A 22,799-nucleotide genomic window follows, 5' to 3' on the forward strand; every position below is an offset into this window, starting at 1 on the left:
GAGTATTTTGCGTTTATTTTACTTTATTTTCTTAATGCTTTGATAACATACCTTTTACGGTTTGTTGTTTTTTGTTGTTTACCATCTCTGCTTGGTTCTTTATGTGTGTTTGCTCGGTTTTACCCTTGTTTTTCTAGGGTTTACTGGGTTTCTCGCTAAGGCGCAAAGTTGCATTTACCGTCTTTAATATGGTGTTTCTGTTGTCTTTTACCTCCCCTAGCCCTGATAGTAGCGGAAATCCTTGGCCTTTTTCCTTTAAAAAGGACAAGATTGAAGCAGATAGCAGGAAATAGCTCCTGAAAAAGCTTCTCCTATATAGTACAGCCAATATCGCTCCTATATATAAGGTCATAAAAAAAGCGGCTACTATATATAGTAGCCGCTTATAGATAACTTAATCTAGCAATGTGTTTATTCTATAATAAGTTTTTGAGTTGATGCATTACCATCTTGCTCTACTTTTATAATATAAACTCCTGTTGGTAGACTATTAACATTCAGTTCTTTGTTTTCTGTTTCTATTGTGAAAACAATTTTCCCTGACATATCTGATATTCTGATATTCTTTTTGCTCGTAGACGTTGTTTGTACATATACTTTACCGTCTTTAACTGGATTTGGATAAATTACAAATCCGTCGATTGCATTTGTAGGCACTCCCAGAGCACAAACTGTACTTGATACGTTTATTGTACGCGTAACAACAGTTTCATTTAGCAATGCATCTTTTACTGTATAGGTCAAGATATATTGTCCTGGTGTATTTACATCGACTGTTCCTGTAACTATTACTCCTGGAGTAATATCTACATTTAGATTGTCTAATGCTGTAAAACCAGCTTCTACATAAGGACATCCTTTATCTAGAGAAACTACTGTGTTTCCTAAAAGTGTAATTGTTGGTTTCGCTTTTTCGATTGTTACTATCCAATTCTCGATTACTCCGTTTTGAGCTGTTACATTATATATAACTGGTAAAACATAATTTAATGTTGTTACTCCGCTATTTTGGAAATAAGTTCCGATACGTAATGTAGCAAAATCGGATATTTGGAAAACTGGAACTAATGCGCTTAAATTGGCATTATTATTAACGAAAACTTTTACCGTTTTTAGTACTGGGTCTATTACACTTGTCCCTATTTGGTTTGCTACTGAATATGCAATAATATTTGCATCGGGATTGTTTGCATTTAAAGTAACTGTGTAGTTTGTTTTTGAAAGTTTATTCTCTGAAACTACTGAAACCAAAAAGCTATTTGTATAGTCTGAAACAACTGCTTTTGAATTTAATTGTTTTACTCCGTCTATATATAACTCTGCTCCTGTTGAAACTGAAAAATCTGCAATTAAATTAGACACATCTGTTCCAAAAGACAACGTTTTTGTTGCATTACTTCCTACGATATCTGTATTTATTTCTTGAGCTAATCCTAGATTGGATGCTGTTTTGAAATCATATGAAAGCAATTTGCTTTCGTTGCTTAAACCTGTAAGTACTTTTATAATATAAGTTTCGGTGATTCCTGTATTAAAACCTACTCCTTCGACAGTTAAAGTAACTGGGTTTGTATAATCATTTGGGGTAATACCACTTACTTGTGTGACTCCGTTTACTTTTGCAATACTTTTCATTCCTATAGAAAGATTAGCAACTGCAGCTGTTATATCTGCCCCATCATTTAATAAAATAGTATAGGTTTTATTTCCTTCATCATAAGAAGAGGATAATTGATTTACAAAATCTAATTTTTGTAATAAAACCGGAACATTCCAGAATTTACCTTCTCCTAGCCCATTTGTATCGGCATTTGTTACTACTGCTGTATTATCAGCTGAGGCAACATCGAAAACAAACTGCTTGTCTCCCTCTGTAAATGAATAATATGCTAGTAGTCCTGGTTCATCAACTCCATATTTTGTCATCGTATTTGCACTGATTGTTGCCTGATTACGAACTCCTGACCAAATACGTATTTCGTCAATATTTCCGTTTAGTCCACGAGCTAAGCCTGCATTATTACCAAAGTAAGCCGCAGCAGTTGCATTCGAAGAAGCGGCATTTGCTGTACCCGTACTTGTATAAGGAACTGAAACCCCATCTATATAAACTGTATAAACATTGCCAGCGCTTACTGTAAAAGCGATATGATGCCAAGTTTTTTGTTTTATAGAATTTAAGCCTGTGTTTATAACATACGAACCAGTTGGCGTAGTAATAGAAAGCACTAAACTATTTTCTTTGTAAATAGACAAACTACTATTATTATGTATAAAAGCCAACACTGTACTCTTATCTATAACTCTTCCGAAAACTGATGGTTGTTTCTGATTAATCCAAGCCTCGAATGTATAATTGTTAGTAAGATTTAAAGCTGGGGTAATATCTGTTTTTACAAAATCATTTACTCCATCAAAAGTCCCCGTAACATTTGTAATAAAATTTGCAACATGCGAAAGTGTTACTGATTTTGAATCATTTGTAACATCTGTATCTCCTGCTAATTTTGTATACACCTCGATTGTATAATCTCCAGGAGCTCCTAAATTAGCTTTTGTTGCAAATGAAAAATTAACAGTTCCTCCTGCAGCAATAGGCCCTACTACATTTTCAACCACTTCGTTTGCCCCATTTATCTTGTACGCTACTGGGAAGTTTGAAATTGGAGCTGTCGAATAATTACGAAGTGAAGCCGTAACTGAAACTGGTGCATTACCTGGTTTAGTTGGAGCAACAACTCTTTCGACACTTGCATCGGCAGCTGTAAATGGTAATACGTTAATCGTATATTCTTCTACCTCAAAATCTGATCTTGAACTTGTAAGTCCATCAAATGTTGGCCCAAGATTTACATTAAAATATTCGTTAGGCGAACGATACATGTGTACAATACGCATTAGTTTTTCGCCTGCTGTTGTACCTACTGGAATGGTCAAACCTCCTGTTAAAGTAGAAAAGTTTCTGAAATAATGTGTACTTGTTGTAGATGGAATCGCTGGCGATGTAGACGAAACCTCTGTATTTACCCAAAAATTACCTGCATAAAACTCATCTGTTAAATTACCATCTCCATTTAAATCTATTACCATCATAGTAAATACTCCTACCGAACTGGTTTGATTACGAGTTATAGGGGTTTCAGTTTTAGTAATTGTTACTTCTGGCTGATAAGTAAACCCTGTATATACTGGGATTTTTATGTTCTTGAAATCCGAGTATGCTGTGGTACCTGAAGTATTAATAACGTCATTCCATTTTAGTTTAGATATTGCATATCCATCTGTATTAGTATGAACTGGTAAGTCATTTTTATTAGATACAATTTTTTCGATTACATCATTAGCACTATTATCATCTGCAAGATCGACACCACTTTTAATTTTATATTCAGCATCAACAATAGACAAATCTGCTTTGGTAACAAATGTGAAGCTTACAGTTGCATATGGTGCAATAGCAGGAACTGTCTCCGTAACTTTTGCTCCTCCATTTACCTGGTAAAACACAGGATAGTTTGTTAATGCAACAGGTCCTAAATTATTAACTCTAATAGTTATATCATGCGTGTTTGATTTTTTACCAATTAGTTCTGGCGATACTATAGAAACTATACCTGCATCATTTACAAGTGGTTTAGCAACACAGGAGATATTTGCAACCCATCCTGCTTCTGTTACTCCTCCATCTGAAATAAACCTAAAAGTTAATTCTCCGCCTACTGCTGTAGATGTTAATGATGGTGGTAAAGTATTCCCTGTAAATGTCCCTATTAATGTACCTGCATTGACTACTGTTCCATTATAAACATATAAATAATCGTAATCAGCCTCAACATCAAAAGCTTCAAAATCTACTTTAATACTGCTACCCAATGTAGCTGGTCTAAAAATGATTGTTTGAGTAAGGTTATCTGCATAATTTCCGTAGCGTGTCCCGCTATCTGTAAATGCCGCTGAACAGGTCGTTACACTAGCAGCTGACCCCATTGCTATATCAGAACCTGTATTATTAACATTTTTTGTTATTGTATTATTATCTAGAACCGCATCACCTGGATAATTTACATTAGCTACTACTGTATACACTCCTGGTACAGAAAAATTTGCTTTTTGAGTAAAATCATATGTCACCTCACTCAATGGACCAACTGGACCTGCAATTGTCTCTACAACTGCTGCTGCGTTATTAATTTTATACGAAACTGGAATGTTACTAACGGCTACTGGAGAGTTATTGAAAACCTTTACTTGTACTGTTTCTGTAGCAGTAAATCCTGTGTTTGGTGTAAATGAACTTAACGCCAGATCTGTTGCTGTAGCTTCAAAAATTTCAACATTATCTATATAGGTTGCACTATATACATTTCCACTATTTGTTGCTACAAAATCATTATCGCTTACTGTTTCAAAAGCTACACTAAATGTAGTTCCTGCATAAGCTGATAGGTCATAAGTTAATTCTTTATCACTATAAGAAGGAGATTCTCCATATACACCTTGATTTTCATGGCTCAATACTGGAATTCCATTTACCGTAACTCTAAAAAGATTTTTATCAACCCCAGCCAGAGTTACATTTGCCCATTCTAAAAAGAATTTCAGTCTTAATGCTTTTCCTGCTAAACTGGTTGCATCGATATCGCAAAAGGTAACTTTTTTGATATAATCTGGATTATTAGTAAATGCCACATTGTTTTTTGGGCTTGTTACCCAAGGAGCCAAAGCAGTACCTGCTGATCCAGCCATTTTTACTCCATCTAAAAACTGAGCATTTACATACTCATATTTTACCTCTCCTGTTCTTCCTTTAGAAAAAACATAATTTGTTGCTTTTCTATTATTAAAGTCTTCAGCGAATGGTAAACTAGCAGCGTTTAAAACTGGTTGAGAAACTGGTTCTACGTTTACTGCATGAACTCTTTCGGAAACAATTCCTGTTGCAATATCTACAGTACGAACTGAAAACCAGTTATCCTCTCCTACCGTAACATTTGCAAATGTATATGTAGGATCTGTAACTGTAGCTACAACATCAAACTTGTAACCATTCATTTTTAATACCTCATATTTTGCTCCTGCAATAGGGTCCCAATCCATTTTATAAGAAGAAGTACCACATACTGCTGGTGCAATAACTAGATTTTTAGGTTCGGCTATAATATTAAAAACCTCTTTGGAAGCATCGGTTTTTGTACCTGCACTAATTCTTATTTTAGAATTAGCAACTATTGCCGCTGGAACTTTCCATGCAAAATTTCTTGCTGCCGATGGAACATCTGCTGCAATTATAGAATAATTTGCTCCTCCATCAACAGAATATTCTATTGTAAAGTTTTTTGGTTCTCCTTCATAATCCCAACGAATATATTCTGTAGATTCTGTATTGAATTTTTCACCACCTATTGGGTAGGTAAGAATCAACTCTGGAGCTACATAATCATATACTACTGAAAACTGCTGACTAGCAAAAGGAACCATTTTACCAGTAACAATAATTTTATAGGTTCCTGGAGCTGGATTGTCCAAGGTTACTTGCTCAATATTATTCATATTATCAACTCCTCTTGTTGCATTTGTATTTGGCGTTGTTGGATTTAGTATCCATGGTAAAGTAGTTATACCATCTTTTACAATTTTAATATCTAAATCATTAATCTGAATAGAACTAGAACCTGGTGTAGTTCCTATATCTGAATAAGCTAACATCACTTTTAATTTAACTAATCCTGCTGGAACTACAATATCTTTTTCATAAGTTGCTCCGTTAGCGACAGATGCTGTATAGAACATATTTTTATCAATAACCTTAACTGCTCTTAATCCGTTAAGATTACCAAATCCATATTTATAGTCTGGACCTGGATTACCAACATCTTTAGCTGTGTTTGCAACCAAAGCTTTCATTAAGGATGCCAATGGTCTTGTACCATTAATGTTTTTATATCTCTCATAAAGTAAAGCTACTGTACCTGTTGTTCCTGGTGTTGCCATTGAGGTTCCGCTCATAACCTGATACGAATTGCTGTAATCTAACGAATACACATCGGTACCTACTGCAGCAATTTGTGGTACTAAACGTCCATCGATTGTAGGACCGAAACTACTATAACTACTAATTATATCATTAGGGTCATTTGCAGCTACATGTAATGCGTTTTTTGAATTTTTTGTAGATGTATTAAATCCTCCTGGATATGCTGTTTGCGCATTTCCGTTAGAATAAATATTTAAAAGATAAGGATATGTTACTGTAACGTCATCATCTCCACGATCTCCATTATTATATCTGTTCGTATTAAACCCCGAAGTAAGGTTTATACCATAAGAATTTGATGTAATCTCTATATCATCCTGCTGAACAGATAATGCTCTTTCTTGATAATTAGCTAACCCATTAGACTGGGTGTTAAAATTCCATCCATACATTTTTACCTCTGGAGCCATTCCTTTTGCTCTTGGATCTAATAAACCTGCTCCTCCAATAGTTCCCGAAACATGCTCACCGTGTGATGAATTGGATTCGTATTCCTTAATCGTTACTCTACCTGTATGATCTTTATGATTTTCAAGATTTCCATCCCAAACACCTACTTTAACTCCTTTCCCTGTTAATCCGTATCCTAATCCTGCAATACTTGAACCTAAAACATTTGCTTTATGCGAAGTTACACCTGGACGGTTATCACTCTCTACAGGAGCAGGAACTAATTCGATATTCTGAACCCAATTGAATTTTGCTATTTCTTCTAATTTGTCTTTGGTAACTTCCAAATAAACTTCATTAAAAGATGGATCATTTTTAACGCTTTTTACAAACTGACTTGCTAAATCTTGCGAAATTATCTTGCTATCAACTCCTTTAAAATAACTCACCACTACTTTTATATTATTGCCCTCTTGAGCATAATCCGGTATAGCATTATCAACAATCATCGGATCTAATTTATATTTTGGATCAACTGTAATCACTGTTCTTATATTATCCGAAACATTACCTTTAGTATAAAATTCCGAATCGATTGCAGCATAATAAGCGTTATTCGATAAATAACGAAGTAACGTTATTCCTTGATTTTGTAACTTTTGCTGTTCTTCTATCGATGGTATTTGTTTAAATTGTAACAAAGAATACTCCGTTCGGGAACTTTGTTTACTAGTAGTTCTTTTAAGTTCTTTAACTTGTTGTTTAAAATTAGCAGTTGTAGATACCTTATTTCCATTTATAGAAATAGAGAAATCATCTTGAGGTATGCTTTGTGACCATGCAATAATCACAAGAAACATCATAATTAGGGTAAGTAATTTTTTCTTCATTAATTATAGGTTGTTGGTTAATAAACGGTTAATATGTACTCATTAAAGAGTAAACCTACAAATTAAACCTTAAATAACAAGTTACAACTACAAATATTTTGTTAAATAAAACACTTATCTGTAATTTAATTCAGAAAATTATAACAAAATAGCGGCTTTGCCCCATTAATAAATAAACCTAAAAAAAAGTAAACCTAAAAAATATGTAAGTAAAATCCTTTAAAATAACACAACCTACTAAAACACAATAAAAAGTAAAAAATTAACCACAAAAAAAGCCCCACCATATAAATCTGGTAGGGCTAATATAATTTGATGTTCAAAAAAAAATCTATTTTACCGCTTTTAATTCTCTCACCTTTTCTTCCCAGTGATTACTAAGGTCATCATAATTGACTGGATGGGCTGGTGGCTGATATTGCAATCTACCCGACTCAAAGGCACGAACAAGGATTGTTTCTATTAAATAATCTTCATTTACATCATATGGTGCATACTCTGTCTTTAAACTTATATCAAAAACATTGGCGGTAGTATTTGCCCAAAATGCTTTCCAGCCACTTTTTAATGTTTTAACCAACTCGTAAGTTGTCGTTCCTGTTTGACGATGAATGAGCTTAACTAATATTTGCCCCTGTTTTCGGGATAATTTCTTAAGCTTTCCTTCAAATTCATTATTAAGATAGTCCTCAACTATTTTAAAATATTTCTTTTTTTCTCTATTTGTAGATAAACGTGCCATTCCTTTATTAAGGGCAAGTAATCTATCTGATGCCAATCTTGCAAAAGGATATGTTTTATAAACTCTGTTTTGCAGAATAAGAAATTGTTTCTGAGCCTCGGGATCGAGTTTTTCCTTTGAAATAATAATCTCAGGTAATTGGATTGTATCACTTAAAATGGAATCTTTTTCAGTCAATACATACCCCATTTGTTGGTTATTATTTTTGTCGATTTGGGCATGACCAACAAAAGACACTAAAAGAAAGCAGAATAAATAGGTTTTAAACTTCATTGAGATATTAATTTAAATGTAAAATTATACATTATATATACAAGTGTAATACCAAATTTATAAATTAGCAAAAAAATATTTTTATGAGTACAAAATCAATCTTAAATGATACTTCGATTGCTTTTTTAGAAAGCTACCTAAATAACGCTTCACCTACTGGTTATGAAAGCAGCGGACAAAAAATTTGGATGGATTATTTAAAACCTTATGTTGATACATTTATCACTGATACCTATGGGACTGCAGTGGGAGTTATAAACCCTGATGCTCCATATAAAGTTGTTATAGAGGGTCATGCCGACGAAATTTCATGGTATGTAAATTATATTACTGATGACGGATTAATATATGTGATAAGAAATGGTGGTTCGGATCACCAGATTGCTCCATCAAAAAGAGTAAATATTCATACTAAAAACGGAATTGTAAAAGGTGTGTTTGGTTGGCCCGCAATTCATACCCGACTTAGAGACAAAGAAGAAACTCCTAAAATAAGTAATATTTTCATTGATTTAGGATGTGAGACCAAAGAACAAGTAGAAAAAATGGGCGTTCACGTAGGTTGTGTAATAACATATCCTGATGAGTTTATGATCTTAAACGAAAATAAATTTGTTTGCCGTGCGATCGATAACCGAATGGGAGGCTTTATGATTGCCGAAGTAGCTCGCTTGTTACATGAAAACAAAGTAAAATTACCTTTTGGATTGTATATTACAAACTCAGTTCAGGAAGAAGTAGGTTTACGTGGTGCCGAAATGATTACCAAAACAATCAAACCTAATGTTGCAATTGTAACAGATGTATGTCATGATTCGACAACACCAATGATTGAAAAGAAAATAGAAGGAGATACAAAAATAGGTTTAGGGCCAGTTATTACTTATGCTCCAGCTGTACAAAATAATTTACGTGAATTGATTATTGATGCTGCCGAGGCAAATAAAATTCCGTTTCAGCGTTTAGCGTCATCTCGTGTTACTGGTACAGATACCGATGCATTTGCTTATAGCAATGGCGGTGTGGCATCGGCATTAATTTCTCTTCCTTTGCGATACATGCATACTACAGTAGAAATGGTTCATCGTGATGATGTCGAAAATGTCATAAAACTGATTTATGAATCATTATTAAAAATTGAAAACGAAGAAACTTTTTCTTATTTCAAATAAAAAATGTTTAAAACGTTAATTCGGTTGTTATGTTTGCCAAATTAAACGAACAACCGAATTAACAAATAAACAATTCAATGAAAATTTTATTACTCGAAGACGATTTTACTTTATCCAAAGAAATCATTACTTTTTTTTCTTCAAAATCATTCGAATGCATCCCCTATTACGATGGTTTGTTTTTATTAAAAAAATACATCCCCAATGAATATGATTTAATTATACTTGATATTAATGTTCCTGGGAAAAACGGAATAGAAGTTTGCAAAGCCATTCGCGAAATGGATAAAAAAACGCCTATAATAATGCTTACTGCTTTTAGCGAGATCGATGATAAATTGATTTCTTTTGAAAACGGAGCCAATGATTATTTGGTGAAACCATTTCATTTTGAGGAATTGTTTGCTCGAATTGCTGCACTTTTGCGAAGAAAAGAAATCCCTCAGCAAACAACAGAAAAAATAGAAATACAAGATTTGGTTATTTTAGAGTCTGAAATGAAGGTGTTACGTTCGGGAGAAGAAATTAAATTAACTCCTAAAGAATTTAAACTTATGCTAATGCTGGCTAATGCCAAAGGCAAAGTTCTATCTAAACAACATATTGCCGAAAGACTCTGGGATTATCATATCGAAACCAATCAGAATACTATTGAGGTTTACATTAATTTTATAAGAAACAAAATCGATAAAAACCACGAAATAAAACTTATTAGAACTAAAATAGGATATGGATATTATTTAAGTGATCAGGAATGACATTAAAGAATAGGATATCTCTTTTAGTAAGTTTGCTATTTACAATCTTGTTTGGTCTTGCATCAACATTGATATTTGTTTTATACGCCAATTTTAGAAAAGAAGAATTTCAAGATCGGCTTGAAATAAAAGCGTTATCTAATATTAAACTTCTGGTCAATGTAAAAGAAATCGACCATCGCCTATTAAAAATGATTGATAGAAACTCTATTAATCAACTCTACGATGAAAAAACATTAATTTTTGACTCTAACTATAAATTAATATATAGCAGTATTGACGACGCCAAAATAAATTGGTCAATAGCAGATTTAAAATACCTTAAAAAAAACAAAACTTTTTTTAAACAACAAGGGGATTACGAGGTTTATGGTGTTTTTTATGATACTGGCTACAAGGATTTCTATGCCTTAATTTCAGCAACAGATCATTATGGCAAACGAAAACTACTTTATTTGCGCTATATATTGATACTTTCCTATGTTTTCTTTACAACAGCTTGTTGGCTACTTACTTCATTTACCATAAAAAAAGTAATGAATCCACTGGGTTTATTCCATCAGAAAATAAAAAAGATAAATGAAAATAACCTAGACACGCGTGTAGAAACTCAAAGCAATACCAATGAAATAGATTTGATTGCCAATGAGTTTAACTATATGATGGATAGAATCCAGATCTCTTATCAAAAACAAAAAGAATTTACGGCTCATGCTTCACATGAACTTCGAACTCCTTTATCCAGAATTACGTCTCAAATTGAGAATGCTATTGCAAACAATAAAACAGATAATGATAATAAGAAGTTCTTAAAAGTTATTTTATCAGATGTAAATCAATTGACCGAATTAATCCATTCTTTATTAATTCTGTCGAAGTTGGATAATAAAAAATATGAAAATAAAGAATCACATCGAATCGATGAAATCATATTCTCCTCTATTGAAAAAATAAACAGGACATTTCCCGATTTTATAATTTTATTCGACATTGAGGAAAATGAAAATCTAAATGATGCATTAGAAATAAAAGGCAATAAAAATTTATTGGAAATAGCCTTTAGTAATGTCTTAAAAAATGCATGTGTATATTCTGACAATAAACAAGCAGAAGTAAAAATTAATGTCGAAAATCACAATTTAATTATTTCTGTATCAAATACAGGAAATACACTGAATGAGGAGGAGAAAAAATCCCTCTTCCAACCTTTTATGCGTGGGAAAAACGCTATAGGAACTGCCGGATTTGGACTTGGATTAAGAATAGTTCAACGTATTTTAACACTTCATAAAGGAACTATAATCTATTCTGTTCCAGAAAATAACAAGAATTTATTTCAATTAATTTTTCATTTCTAATCTATTTTAAGGTATTTTTAAGGTAGATTTTAAGCTATCTTAAAGTCTGTAGATAGCATATTTGTGTAAAATAAAATTGATACAATGAAAAATTTATTTGCATTCGTGCTACTTGTACTGTTTAGTCAGGTGGCAATAGCTCAAAAAACAGTCACCCTACAGGACTGTGAAAGTCAATTTCTTAAAAACAACCTCTTCTTACTGGCATCGCACTACAATATCGATGCATCAAAGGCACTGACTATGCAGGCTAAAATTTGGGATAACCCCTCTATTACAGCCGATTTGAATGCTTATAATCCAGAGAATAAACAATATTTTGATATTGGTAAAAATGGACAAAAGGCATTCGGAATTGAACAACTAATTTACCTAGGAGGAAAAAAACGTAATGAGATAAAACTAGCAAAAACTAATGAGCAATTGTCTCAATTACAATTTGATGACTTACTGCGTACTTTAAAACTCCAATTGCGAAAAAGCTTTTATACCGTTTACTACAATACCAAGAATCTTGAAACAACCGATAAACAACTTGTTCATATAGAGGATTTAATTAACTCCTACTCTGTACAAACCCAAAAGGGAAATGTTCCGTTAAAAGATTTGGTACGTCTGCAATCGCTGTTCTTAAATTTTAAAAATGAAAGAATGGAAGTTGTCAATAACAATATTGAAGAACAAGGGAACTTAAAATTATTATTAAATGAAACCGAAAATGTAATTCCGATAGTTACTGAAGCTGATTTTAATAAATACACAAAAATAATCCCTTTCGATCCTGAAGCATTTAAAAAAGATGCCACAGCAAATCGCCCAGATTACTTATTAAAGCAAAAAACTATTGATGCCAATGAACTGAATGTAAAATGGCAAAAATCACTTTCGATTCCAGACATTACACTTGGAGTTAATTATGATCAAAGAAGTGGTGCTTTTGAAAAAGAATCTAATTTATCAATTGGAATTCCGCTACCACTTTGGAACACAAATAAAGGAAATATTAAATATGCCCAAACTATTTTAAGCCAGTCCAAAATTGAAAAACAAAACTTCGATCTTCAATTACAAACTGAGATTTCTATGATATGGAACAAATGGGAAGAATCAAGAAAAAATTACATACTATTAAAACCCTCTACCAATGCCGACTTTGAAGCGGTGTATAAAGGAATGCTTGATAATTTCCAGAAAAGAAATGTAAGCCTTCTTGAATTTACCGATTTTATGGAAAGTTATAATCAAGCAGCTGTTCAACTCAATGAGTTAAAAAAGAATGTAGTGCTTTCGGGTGAAGAACTAAATAGTACAATCAACAAAGATTTATTTTAAAAAACCAAAAAAAAATGATGAAATATAAACTAATTATAGGAATCGCAATCATTGGATTATCAATAACAAGTTGCAAGAAAGAAGTTGATAATCCCGAAACCACTACCACATTTGCTTTAAGCGATAAAATGCTTAAAACTACCAAAACAGCTGAAGCAAAAACAATACCCGTGAAAAATGAATTAAGTTTTTATGGAAAGATTGTAGCCGATAACAATAAACTAATCGACGTATACCCGCTTGTAGGTGGAAATGTGGTAAAAGTTAATGTAGAACTTGGTGATTATGTACACAAAGGTCAGGTTCTGGCAATTATAAGAAGTACTGATATTGCTGATATCGAAAAGCAAATGGTGGATGCCAAAAGTGATTTATTGGTAGCAAAAAACGGACTTAAAGTATCACAAGAATTATTTGAAGGAAAATTAAATGCCGAAAGAGATGTTTTACAAGCAAAAAGTGAAGTTGGTAAAGCACAATCTCAATTAAATCGAGTTCAGGAAATCTATAAAATTTACAATATAAAAGCAGGATCTATTTATCAGGTAACAGCTCCAATAAGCGGTTTTATAATTCAGAAAAGTATAAATCAGGATATGTTATTGAGAAATGACCGCTCTGAAAACATATTTGATATTGCCGAAATAAGTGAAGTTTGGGCTATAGCCAATATTAATGAAATTGATATCAATAAAGTAAAATTAGGCATAGATGCAGATGTAACAACATTAAGTTACCCTGATAAAATATTTAAAGGAAAAGTAGATAAAATTTTTAATATCATCGATCCGGAAACTAAAGCAATGAAAGCGCGTGTTAAACTACAAAACGCCAATTACTTGCTAAAACCCGATATGAATGCGAGTATTAAATTATCATATGATGAAGATAAATCGATGATTGCTGTCCCAAGCAAAGCTATTATATTCGATAAAAGTAAAAATTATGTAATGATTTTTAAAGACCGTAATAATATCGAAACCAGATTAGTAGATGTATATCGCCAGGTTGGAGATACTACATATATTTCCAGCGGATTAAAGGAGAATGAAAAGGTAATTACTAACAATCAATTATTTATTTACGATGCTTTAAACGATTAATTAAATGGAAAAATCAGCAATTATATTGAATTTCGTAGGGTTGCTTTTCTCAACTATGTCTTTTTCGCAAGAAACAGATTCGATACGAAAATACAGTCTAAAATTTCAAATGACCTCTATTTATCAATACCATCCTGCTTTTCATGCTCCATATTCTGGTGCTAATAGTATGCAACCAGAAGAAGAAAGTGCATTATCACTTACATCTACATTATATCTGGATGTACCACTTTGGAAAGGTGCTACTGTAACTTTTAACCCGGAAATGTCGGGAGGACAAGGTCTTTCTCAAGCTAGAGGATTAGGTGGTTTTCCTAATGGAGAAACATTTAGAATCGGAGATACCAAACCAGTAGTATATGTTGCAAGAATACTATTAGAACAAAATTTTCAATTCGAAAACAATCGTTCCTTACAATTGGTTGCAGGAAAATTTGGATTAGCTGATTATTTTGATGACAATGCCTATTCTCACGATCCCAGAACTCAGTTTTTAAACTGGTCATTAATGGCGCAAGGAGCTTGGGATTATGCAGCAAATACTAGAGGATACACCGATGGAATCTATGCAAATTATCAATTTGGAACATGGCAGTTAAGAGCCACTTTAGCAGCAGTACCAACGTATGCCAATGGTCCAAATGTAAAATTTAGTTTTAAAAACTGGAATTCGGTAAACGTAGAAATAGAAAAGCAAATAACATTTGATAATAAAGACACTAGCAACATTAAATTGTTAGGATATCGAAATCTAGCCGGAATGGGGAATTATGATGAAGCAAATGCAAATTTTATAACGGCTCCAGATATCACAAGTACAAGAAAAGATGGTCGTACAAAATATGGAATTGGTTTAAATATGGATTATACCCATGCCGAAAATTGGGGGCTTTTTACAAGGATTAGTTATAATGATGGCAAAAATGAAACCTGGGCATTTACCGAAATTGATAGGTCGGCACAATTGGGAGTTAGCTTAAAAGGCAAAATGTGGAACCGCCCGAATGATTTTGCAGGTCTTGCGGTTGTTGCCAATGGATTGTCAAACTCACATAAAGAATATCAAAAATTAGGAGGAAATGGGTTTATGATTGGTGACGGAACCTTAAACTATGGAATAGAACAAATAGTAGAAGTATTCTATTCTTTTTTAATTCCGAATACACATTTTACCATTTCTCCAGATTATCAATTTGCAGTAAATCCTGCTTATAATAAAGATAGAGGCCCGGTTCAATTCTTTGCATTGCGTTTTCATACTGAGTTCTAGTAAACTGAATCAGAAAATTATACTCAGAATAGAAAATACTAACAATTAAAAAATAAAATTCATCCTTTAAAATACTTTAAAAAATGAACAAATTCATAAGAAATATTATTGCTTTTTCACTTAAAAACAAAGCATTTACCTTTTTCTGGGTAGGGCTATTGGCTATTTTAGGATTTATTTCTTTCAAGAATATGCCTATCGATGCATTTCCAGATGTAACCAATACGCAAATTATTATAATCACCCAATGGAACGGTCGTAGTGCCGAAGAAGTTGAGCGTTTCGTGACATCTCCTGTCGAGATATCTATGAACTCGGTACAAAAGAAAACAAGTGTTCGAAGTATTACCATGTTTGGGCTATCTGTTATAAAAATTATTTTTGATGATGGAGTCGACGATACCTTTGCACGCCAGCAGGTAAATAATTTATTAAAAAACGTTTCGCTACCAGATGGTGTTGAGCCCGATGTACAACCTCCTTATGGCCCCACAGGCGAGATTTTTAGATATATAATAAGAAGTAAAAGTCGTGATAGCCGAGAGCTGTTAACTTACCAAAACTGGATAATCGACAGACAATTACGTGCTGTTCCTGGTGTTGCCGATTTAAATGCTTTTGGAGGACAGGAAAAAACATATGAAGTAGGTGTTGATCCTGTAAAATTATCTAAATACAATATTACACCACTACAGGTATATAATGCCGTAAATGCAAGTAACCTAAATGTAGGTGGTGATGTTATCGAGAAAAATGGTCAGGCATTTGTAGTTCGTGGTGTGGGTTTATTAACATCTATTACCGATATAGAAAATATCATAGTAGATGATGCCAATGGGAATCCTATATTAGTAAAAAACCTGGCAGATGTCTATGAAAGTGCCATGCCTAGAGTTGGACAAACCGGTATTGGTAAAGATGATGATGTTGTCGAGGGAATTGTTGTAATGCGAAAAGGTGAAAATGCCAAAGAAACATTAGCATTAATTAAAGACAAAGTAAAAGAGCTTAACGAAAAAATATTGCCTAAAGATATTAAGATTGAGACGTTTTATGATCGTGATAATTTAATGAATTATACGACCGAAACTGTAATGCATAATTTACTCGAAGGGATAATTTTGGTTACCTGTATCGTGTTCCTTTTTATGGCCGATTGGAGAACAACATTTATTGTATCGATAGTTATACCATTATCATTACTTTTTGCATTTCTGTGTCTTAAATTAATGGGAATGAGTGCCAATTTACTAAGTCTTGGTGCAGTCGATTTCGGAATTATTATTGATGGTGCCGTAGTTATGGTTGAAGGTTTATTTGTGGTTTTAGACCGCCGCGCACATCAATTAGGAATGCCTAAGTTTAATAAAATTGCCAAAGGTAGCTTGATTAAAAAAACTGGTGCCGAAATGGGTAAATCTATTTTCTTTTCAAAATTGATAATCATTACAGCATTATTACCAATTTTTGCATTCCAAAAAGTAGAAGGAAAAATGTTCTCTCCCCTAGCCTATACATTGGGATTTGCATTAATGGGAGCATTAATTTTTACATTAACACTAGTTCCTGTATTATCACATTTACTATTAAATAAAAATGTAAAAGAGAAACATAATCCGTTTGTAAATTTCTGGGATCGAATTGTAACCTCAGGGTTTGCTTGGACATTTAAGCACAAAGTAAAAACATTAACAACTGCAATAGCATTATTAGTTGTTGTGTTTTTCTCGGCTACATTTCTGGGAACAGAGTTTTTACCACAGCTTAATGAAGGTGCTTTATGGGTAACCGCAGAGTTGCCTATGAGTTCATCCTTACCCGAAAGTGTTAAGACAGCGGCAATAATAAGAAAAGAACTGCAAAGCTTCCCCGAAGTAAAAGGAGTTCTTTCTCAAACCGGTAGAACCAATGATGGTACCGACCCGAATGGTTTTGGTTTCTTGCAATTTCAAGTAGATTTAAAACCAAAAAATGAATGGACAAGAAAAATTTCATCTGACGAATTAGTCAATGAAATGGATAAAAAATTAAAGCAGTACCAAGGTATCACTTATAACTATTCTCAACCTGTAGTAGATAATGTCGCCGAAGCAGTTGCTGGTTTCAAAGCATCAAATGCTGTAAAAATCTATGGTGAAGATCTTAACAAGCTAGATGAATTGGCAAAAAAAGTGATGCTTCAAATTAAGGATATTCCGGGTATAAAAGATGTAGGTATATTAAAAAACATTGGACAACCGGAAATTAGTGTAGTACTTAACAGAGATAGAATGGCGGGTTATGGTGTATCTCTAGCCGATGCACAAGCTGTACTGGAATTGGCTTTTGGTGGAAAAATAGCTACACAAAAATATGAAGGGGAAAAGAAATTTGATGTACGTGTGCGCTACGCAAAAGAATACCGTAAAGACGAAGTCGATATTAGTAATTTAAAAGTGCCAACAATGAGCGGCGCCAAAATTCCGCTAAAAGAAATTTGTGAACTAAAAACGATAACCGGGCCTGCATATATCTACAGAGACAATACAAAAAGATTTATTGGAGTGAAATTTTCGGTACGTGATAGAGATTTAGGAAGTACAATTGCCGAGGCTCAAGCCAAAGTAAATAAACTTCAATTGCCTAATGGATATACAACAGGATGGACAGGTGAATTTGAAAATCAAGTGCGTGCCAGTGCTCGTTTAGGACAAGTAGTACCTATTAGTTTAATTGGAATATTTGTTTTATTATTCATAATGTTCGGTAACTTAAAAGATTCATTACTAGTCTTGGTCAATGTACCTTTTGCAATAATTGGTGGAATTATCGCGTTACATGTAACGGGAATTAATTTTGGAATCTCCGCTGGTGTAGGTTTCATTGCCTTACTAGGGATTTGTATTCAAAATGGGGTTATATTAATATCCGAATTCCATAATAATATAAAGTCCAAACACACCCTGGAAGAATCTATTTTTATGGGAGTTAAGGCAAGAACAAGAGCAGTTGTAATGACAGCATTAATGGCATCGATTGGGTTAATGCCTGCTGCAATTTCTACAGGAATTGGATCTGAATCGCAAAAACCATTGGCAATCGTAATTATTGGAGGTTTAATTACTGCTACCATATTAACATTGCTAGTTTTCCCAATTATATTTTGGGTATTCAATCGTAAAAAAGATGCTCCTATTGAATAATAAATTTCATCAACTATATTAAATCATATTAGGTTAATTCTAAAGAAGAAAGAGCATCATTATAAATTATAACGGTGCTCTTTTGATTTTACAAATAAGTGGAATCACAATTTTAAAACGCAAAAAAAACGCAAATCTAAAATTTAAATTTGCGTTTTCCTTATATAAAACTTAAACAACAGTTATTGTATTATGATTGTTTTAAAGCTGCTATAGCTTCTGTCGCTTTAGATAATTCAGCATATTTTAAAGCTGTATATCCATTCTCTGCTTTAGCATTTACGTTAGCTCCACTTGATAATAAAATTTTTATAATCTCAGCTTTATTATAACGTGCTGCAGTCATTAATGGTGACATTCCATTAGATGTTTCATTTACATCTGCACCATATTCAATAAATTTCTTTACTGTTTCTAAATCTCCCTTGCTAATTGCAACATTTAACGGTGTTGAATCATAAGCTAAAACAATTTGTTTGTCATTAACAAATGACTTAACAGAATTTGAAGCTAAAGAAACATTAACAAAAGCTACTAAAGCTACTCCTAAATAAACGATTGACTTTTTCATGGTAATTGATTTTTATATTGATGATTGATTTCTAATTTTTTCTTTTATTAATTCTTGTACAAATGTATATCAAAAAGCAGTATTATGTTTTACAAGGTATTATGTTTTAACTAATTCTTAACATTGTTTTAAAATTGTAATCCATTAGATCAAATTTTTACTCCAAAATATAAACTTGCTACTATAAAGACGCACAAACAATTTAAATGTTACACTATTTTTGTAAAAAATAAATATTTGGTAATCAATATTTTATAAACTACTAAAATTCAGAACACTAATTTTTCACTTTTCTCTAAAAAAAATAAATTTTAATAGTCCTAAAAAAGACATTCGAGATTATTTTTAATAAAAAAGACCGCGAATCAAAACTATGATTCGCGGTCTTTTCTAAAGTTAAATGTCAATTATTTCTTTAGCAACGTTTTTAAAAGAGCTTCTGCGTCTTTAGCCTTAGATACTTCGGCATAAGTTAAAGCAGTGTATCCGTTTTCGGCTTCAATACGAAGTTTGGCACCACTAGAAATTAATAATTTAATGATCTCTACTTTATTATAACGTGCAGCAGTCATTAATGGCGTTAATCCTCCAGAGAATTTATTTACATTGGCTCCGGATTCAATAAGTTGTTTTACAGTTTCTATATCCCCCTTACAAATTGCATCATTTAAGGGACTAACCTCATAATTGAGGTGTTTATCATTGATAAATGATTTGTAATCTAAACTTGAAGCTAATGTAACATTTGCAAAGGCAACTAAAGCTACTCCTAAATAAACGATTGACTTTTTCATAATGATTGTTTTGATTGATTTTTTGATTGATGATTTCGAATTATTAATAATTCTTTAACAAATATACTTAAAACAGTATTATGTTTTACAAGGTATTATGTTTTAACATTATTTTAACAATTAAATAAAGCAAACCGTCTACTAAATGACAAATAAAAAAACTAAATGTTATGAAATTATCTTATATATCGATTTAATAAAAAAGACCGCAAATTTTAATTTTGCGGTCTTTATCATAAAACTTAAACAACAATTATGACTTTAAAATAGATTTTAAAAAAGTAGCAGCTTCTTTGGCTTTCGATACTTCGGCATATTTTAAGGCTGTATATCCATTTTCGGCCTCAGTATCAAGATCAGCGCCCTTTGCTATTAAAAGCTTTATTATTTCGACTTTATTATAGCGTGCAGCAGTCATTAATGGAGACATCTTTCCAGATATTTTGTTTACATTTTCTCCATATTCAATAAATTTCTTCACCGTATCTATATCTCCCCTACTTATAGCTACATTCAAAGCACCTCTGTCATATCCTTGTAGGACAAAACATTTGTCAATATTAAATAATTTATGATCTAAACCTGAGGCTAAAGAAATATTGGTAAAAGCTACTAAAGCAATACCTAAATAAACGATTGACTTTTTCATAATGATTGTTTTTTGATTAATTTAATGATGATTTTAATTGAATTAATAATCTACTCAGGCATAATGCATTGCAAAAAGTTTAATCCATTTATTATTAAGACGAGTAAAAAAGTTAAAAGGTTGCATAAAAAACAAAAAAAAATAAAAGTTGATGCATTTATTTTATAAACAATTCAAATTCAAACCACTAAATTTTATTTAACTTTACATTAAAAACAAAAATGCAATCATCTGCCAAAACAATCGAGGAATATTTAACATCGCTTCCGGAAGAAAGAAAAATCCCATTTCTTAAACTTCGCGAAACGCTACTTAATACTATTCCGAAGGGACTCACAGAAGAATTGAGCTATGGGATGCTGGGATATCTCGTACCACATTCTGTTTATCCTGCAGGTTATCATTGTAATCCCAAATTACCATTGCCATTTATAAATATAGCATCACAAAAAAACTTTATTGCATTATACCACATGGGAATTTATGCTAAACCTGAATTATTAGAATGGTTTGTTGCTGAATATCCCAAATACAGCAAGCAAAAATTAGATATGGGAAAAAGTTGTATTCGATTTAAAAAAATGGATGATATCCCTTTTGACCTAATCGCACTGCTTGTACAAAAAATGTCTGTTACCGATTGGATTAATTGTTATGAAACAAAATTTAAGCACTCAAAATCATTACAAACCACTTAATTATAAAAACTATGAATGTTATTAAAAAAATTATTCTCGGACTTTTAAGTATCATTATTCTAGCGTTAATATTCGCTTTGTTTTTACCAAATGAATATCATGTTGAGAGAGAGGTCACTATTGATAAACCAAATGATAGTGTCTTTAATTACGTGAAATATTTAAAAAACCAAAATAAATTTAGTGTTTGGGCCAAAATTGATCCCGACATGAAAACAACTTTCAAAGGTACAGATGGCACTGTGGGAGCTACATTTGGTTGGGAAAGTAAAAACAAAAAAGTAGGCGTAGGCGAACAGGAAATAACAAAAATTGTTCCTGGTGAGCGATTGGAATTTGAATTGCGTTTTAAAGTTCCTTTTGAATCCACAGATGCAGCCTATATGACAACTGAGGCTGTTTCTCCAACACAAACCAAAGTAAAATGGGGATTTGATGGGCAATCACCATATCCTATGAATTTAATGTTGGCATTCATGAATATGGATCAAATGCTTGGAGAACAACTAGAAACCGGACTTCAAAATTTAAAGGTTATTCAAGAAGGCGCACAGTAATATAAAAAATAACCCCGCAACTTTAAATTGCGGGGTCAATTTTAATCTATTGAATATAATATTATTTACTCAAATAAGTTATTACATTATTCTCAATACGCTGGTCGATATTATCAATATCGGCTTTAACGAATTTTTCTCCAAGAATATTTTCATATAATTCGATATAACGCTCCGATACCGATTCGATATAAGCATCAGTCATATCAGGAATTTGTTGTCCTTCTTGTCCTTGAAATCCATTTTCGATTAACCAACGACGAACAAACTCCTTTGATAATTGTTTTTGTTCTTCGCCTTTATCTTGTCTTTCTTGGTATCCATCGGCATAGAAATAACGAGAAGAATCCGGAGTATGAATTTCATCTATTAAAACAATTACGCCTTCTTTGGTTTTACCAAACTCATATTTAGTATCTACCAAAATTAATCCGCGACTTGCTGCAATTTCAGTGCCTCTTTGGAATAAAGCTCTTGTATATTTTTCTAAAACTAAGTAATCCTCTTCTGTAACTATTCCTCTGGAAAGAATCGCTTCACGCGAAATATCCGCATCATGCTCACCATTATCTGCCTTTGTAGTAGGTGTGATAATAGGAGTTGGAAATTTATCATTTTCTTTTAAACCTTCGGCCATCGTTACTCCACAGATTTGTCTTTTTCCAGCAGCATACTCACGAGCAGCATGACCAGAAACATAACCACGAATAACCATTTCTACCTTAAACGGATCACATAAATGACCTACAGCTACGTTTGGATCCGGTGTTGCAATTAACCAATTAGGAACAATATCTTTAGTAAGTTCCATAAATTTAGTTGCAATCTGGTTTAAGATTTGTCCTTTATAAGGAATACCTTTTGGTAAAACTACATCAAAAGCCGAAAGCCTGTCTGTAGCAACCATAACCAAAAGTTCATCATTGATATTATAAACTTCTCTAACTTTTCCGCGATAAACCGATTTCTGATTTGGAAAATTAAAATTAGTAGTTGTAATTGTATTGCTCATTATTATTTGTTGTG

15 protein-coding genes are annotated in these 22,799 nt (G+C 32.6%); 9 read left to right on the forward strand and 6 right to left on the reverse strand.

The annotated features are described in order from the left end of the window. Nucleotides 1-411: 411 nt before the first annotated feature. Nucleotides 412-7,314, reverse strand: coding sequence for a S8 family serine peptidase (locus tag OIU83_RS09060; RefSeq protein WP_264205933.1), 6,903 nt, complete (start codon nucleotides 7,312-7,314; stop codon nucleotides 412-414). Nucleotides 7,315-7,645: 331 nt separating this feature from the next. After that, nucleotides 7,646-8,329 (reverse strand): DUF4294 domain-containing protein, encoded by a 684-nt coding sequence (locus OIU83_RS09065; RefSeq protein ID WP_264205934.1) that lies wholly within the window; start codon nucleotides 8,327-8,329, stop codon nucleotides 7,646-7,648. A gap of 83 nt (nucleotides 8,330-8,412) precedes the next feature. On the opposite strand from OIU83_RS09065, the gene OIU83_RS09070 reads away from it, so the two are divergent. The 7 genes from OIU83_RS09070 to OIU83_RS09100 all read left to right on the forward strand — a co-directional run bounded on the left by OIU83_RS09070 (nucleotide 8,413) and on the right by OIU83_RS09100 (nucleotide 18,504). Next, nucleotides 8,413-9,501: a M42 family metallopeptidase gene (locus OIU83_RS09070; protein ID WP_264205935.1), complete on the forward strand. Its 1,089-nt coding sequence runs from the start codon at nucleotides 8,413-8,415 to the stop codon at nucleotides 9,499-9,501. Nucleotides 9,502-9,578: 77 nt separating this feature from the next. Continuing rightward, on the forward strand, nucleotides 9,579-10,259 hold the full coding sequence (locus OIU83_RS09075) for a response regulator transcription factor (RefSeq protein ID WP_264205936.1): 681 nt from the start codon (nucleotides 9,579-9,581) through the stop codon (nucleotides 10,257-10,259). After that, nucleotides 10,256-11,617 (forward strand): sensor histidine kinase, encoded by a 1,362-nt coding sequence (locus OIU83_RS09080; RefSeq protein WP_264205937.1) that lies wholly within the window; start codon nucleotides 10,256-10,258, stop codon nucleotides 11,615-11,617. Before OIU83_RS09075 ends, OIU83_RS09080 begins: the two co-directional genes overlap by 4 nt. 84 nt (nucleotides 11,618-11,701) lie before the next feature. Continuing rightward, nucleotides 11,702-12,949, forward strand: a complete 1,248-nt coding sequence (locus OIU83_RS09085) for a TolC family protein (protein ID WP_264205938.1) — start codon at nucleotides 11,702-11,704, stop codon at nucleotides 12,947-12,949. 17 nt (nucleotides 12,950-12,966) lie between these two features. Further along, nucleotides 12,967-14,052 (forward strand): efflux RND transporter periplasmic adaptor subunit, encoded by a 1,086-nt coding sequence (locus OIU83_RS09090; protein ID WP_264206044.1) that lies wholly within the window; start codon nucleotides 12,967-12,969, stop codon nucleotides 14,050-14,052. A 4-nt stretch (nucleotides 14,053-14,056) separates the two neighbouring features. Beyond that, a complete protein-coding gene (locus OIU83_RS09095; RefSeq protein ID WP_264205939.1) occupies nucleotides 14,057-15,322 on the forward strand; it encodes a carbohydrate porin in 1,266 nt (421 codons plus the stop codon). A gap of 83 nt (nucleotides 15,323-15,405) precedes the next feature. Next, complete coding sequence (locus OIU83_RS09100) at nucleotides 15,406-18,504, forward strand: efflux RND transporter permease subunit (protein WP_264205940.1); 3,099 nt, start codon at nucleotides 15,406-15,408, stop codon at nucleotides 18,502-18,504. Nucleotides 18,505-18,694: 190 nt separating this feature from the next. Here OIU83_RS09100 and OIU83_RS09105 read toward each other — a convergent pair whose 3' ends face one another. From OIU83_RS09105 to OIU83_RS09115, 3 genes are all read right to left on the reverse strand, one after another. Next, on the reverse strand, nucleotides 18,695-19,075 hold the full coding sequence (locus OIU83_RS09105) for an ankyrin repeat domain-containing protein (RefSeq protein ID WP_264205941.1): 381 nt from the start codon (nucleotides 19,073-19,075) through the stop codon (nucleotides 18,695-18,697). A 407-nt stretch (nucleotides 19,076-19,482) separates the two neighbouring features. Then, nucleotides 19,483-19,869 (reverse strand): ankyrin repeat domain-containing protein, encoded by a 387-nt coding sequence (locus OIU83_RS09110; protein ID WP_264205942.1) that lies wholly within the window; start codon nucleotides 19,867-19,869, stop codon nucleotides 19,483-19,485. A 253-nt stretch (nucleotides 19,870-20,122) separates the two neighbouring features. Further along, nucleotides 20,123-20,518 (reverse strand): ankyrin repeat domain-containing protein, encoded by a 396-nt coding sequence (locus OIU83_RS09115; protein ID WP_264205943.1) that lies wholly within the window; start codon nucleotides 20,516-20,518, stop codon nucleotides 20,123-20,125. A 221-nt stretch (nucleotides 20,519-20,739) separates the two neighbouring features. Here OIU83_RS09115 and OIU83_RS09120 point away from each other — a divergent pair, with 221 nt between their 5' ends. Together OIU83_RS09120 and OIU83_RS09125 are read left to right on the forward strand one after the other, a co-directional pair. After that, nucleotides 20,740-21,216: a DUF1801 domain-containing protein gene (locus tag OIU83_RS09120; protein ID WP_264205944.1), complete on the forward strand. Its 477-nt coding sequence runs from the start codon at nucleotides 20,740-20,742 to the stop codon at nucleotides 21,214-21,216. An 11-nt stretch (nucleotides 21,217-21,227) separates the two neighbouring features. Beyond that, complete coding sequence (locus OIU83_RS09125) at nucleotides 21,228-21,773, forward strand: SRPBCC family protein (RefSeq protein ID WP_264205945.1); 546 nt, start codon at nucleotides 21,228-21,230, stop codon at nucleotides 21,771-21,773. A 61-nt stretch (nucleotides 21,774-21,834) separates the two neighbouring features. Here the strand turns inward: OIU83_RS09125 and OIU83_RS09130 are convergent, their stop codons facing one another. Continuing rightward, a complete protein-coding gene (locus OIU83_RS09130) occupies nucleotides 21,835-22,785 on the reverse strand; it encodes a phosphoribosylaminoimidazolesuccinocarboxamide synthase (protein ID WP_264205946.1) in 951 nt (316 codons plus the stop codon). Between the last annotated feature and the right edge of the window lie 14 nt (nucleotides 22,786-22,799).

Source organism: Flavobacterium shii (assembly GCF_025847235.1).
Lineage (GTDB): Bacteria > Bacteroidota > Bacteroidia > Flavobacteriales > Flavobacteriaceae > Flavobacterium > Flavobacterium shii.

What these genes read in the sequence shown, in the direction of transcription:
- OIU83_RS09100 (WP_264205940.1), top strand. Translation starts at nt 15,406, where the DNA reads ATGAACAAATTCATAAGAAATATTATTGCTTTTTCACTTAAAAACAAA.
- OIU83_RS09110 (WP_264205942.1), bottom strand. Translation starts at nt 19,869, where the DNA reads ATGAAAAAGTCAATCGTTTATTTAGGAGTAGCTTTAGTTGCCTTTGCA.
- OIU83_RS09120 (WP_264205944.1), top strand. Translation starts at nt 20,740, where the DNA reads ATGCAATCATCTGCCAAAACAATCGAGGAATATTTAACATCGCTTCCG.
- OIU83_RS09125 (WP_264205945.1), top strand. Translation starts at nt 21,228, where the DNA reads ATGAATGTTATTAAAAAAATTATTCTCGGACTTTTAAGTATCATTATT.
- OIU83_RS09105 (WP_264205941.1), bottom strand. Translation starts at nt 19,075, where the DNA reads ATGAAAAAGTCAATCGTTTATTTAGGAGTAGCTTTAGTAGCTTTTGTT.
- OIU83_RS09085 (WP_264205938.1), top strand. Translation starts at nt 11,702, where the DNA reads ATGAAAAATTTATTTGCATTCGTGCTACTTGTACTGTTTAGTCAGGTG.
- OIU83_RS09070 (WP_264205935.1), top strand. Translation starts at nt 8,413, where the DNA reads ATGAGTACAAAATCAATCTTAAATGATACTTCGATTGCTTTTTTAGAA.
- OIU83_RS09115 (WP_264205943.1), bottom strand. Translation starts at nt 20,518, where the DNA reads ATGAAAAAGTCAATCGTTTATTTAGGTATTGCTTTAGTAGCTTTTACC.
- OIU83_RS09065 (WP_264205934.1), bottom strand. Translation starts at nt 8,329, where the DNA reads ATGAAGTTTAAAACCTATTTATTCTGCTTTCTTTTAGTGTCTTTTGTT.
- OIU83_RS09130 (WP_264205946.1), bottom strand. Translation starts at nt 22,785, where the DNA reads ATGAGCAATACAATTACAACTACTAATTTTAATTTTCCAAATCAGAAA.
- OIU83_RS09075 (WP_264205936.1), top strand. Translation starts at nt 9,579, where the DNA reads ATGAAAATTTTATTACTCGAAGACGATTTTACTTTATCCAAAGAAATC.
- OIU83_RS09080 (WP_264205937.1), top strand. Translation starts at nt 10,256, where the DNA reads ATGACATTAAAGAATAGGATATCTCTTTTAGTAAGTTTGCTATTTACA.
- OIU83_RS09060 (WP_264205933.1), bottom strand. Translation starts at nt 7,314, where the DNA reads ATGAAGAAAAAATTACTTACCCTAATTATGATGTTTCTTGTGATTATT.
- OIU83_RS09095 (WP_264205939.1), top strand. Translation starts at nt 14,057, where the DNA reads ATGGAAAAATCAGCAATTATATTGAATTTCGTAGGGTTGCTTTTCTCA.
- OIU83_RS09090 (WP_264206044.1), top strand. Translation starts at nt 12,967, where the DNA reads ATGAAATATAAACTAATTATAGGAATCGCAATCATTGGATTATCAATA.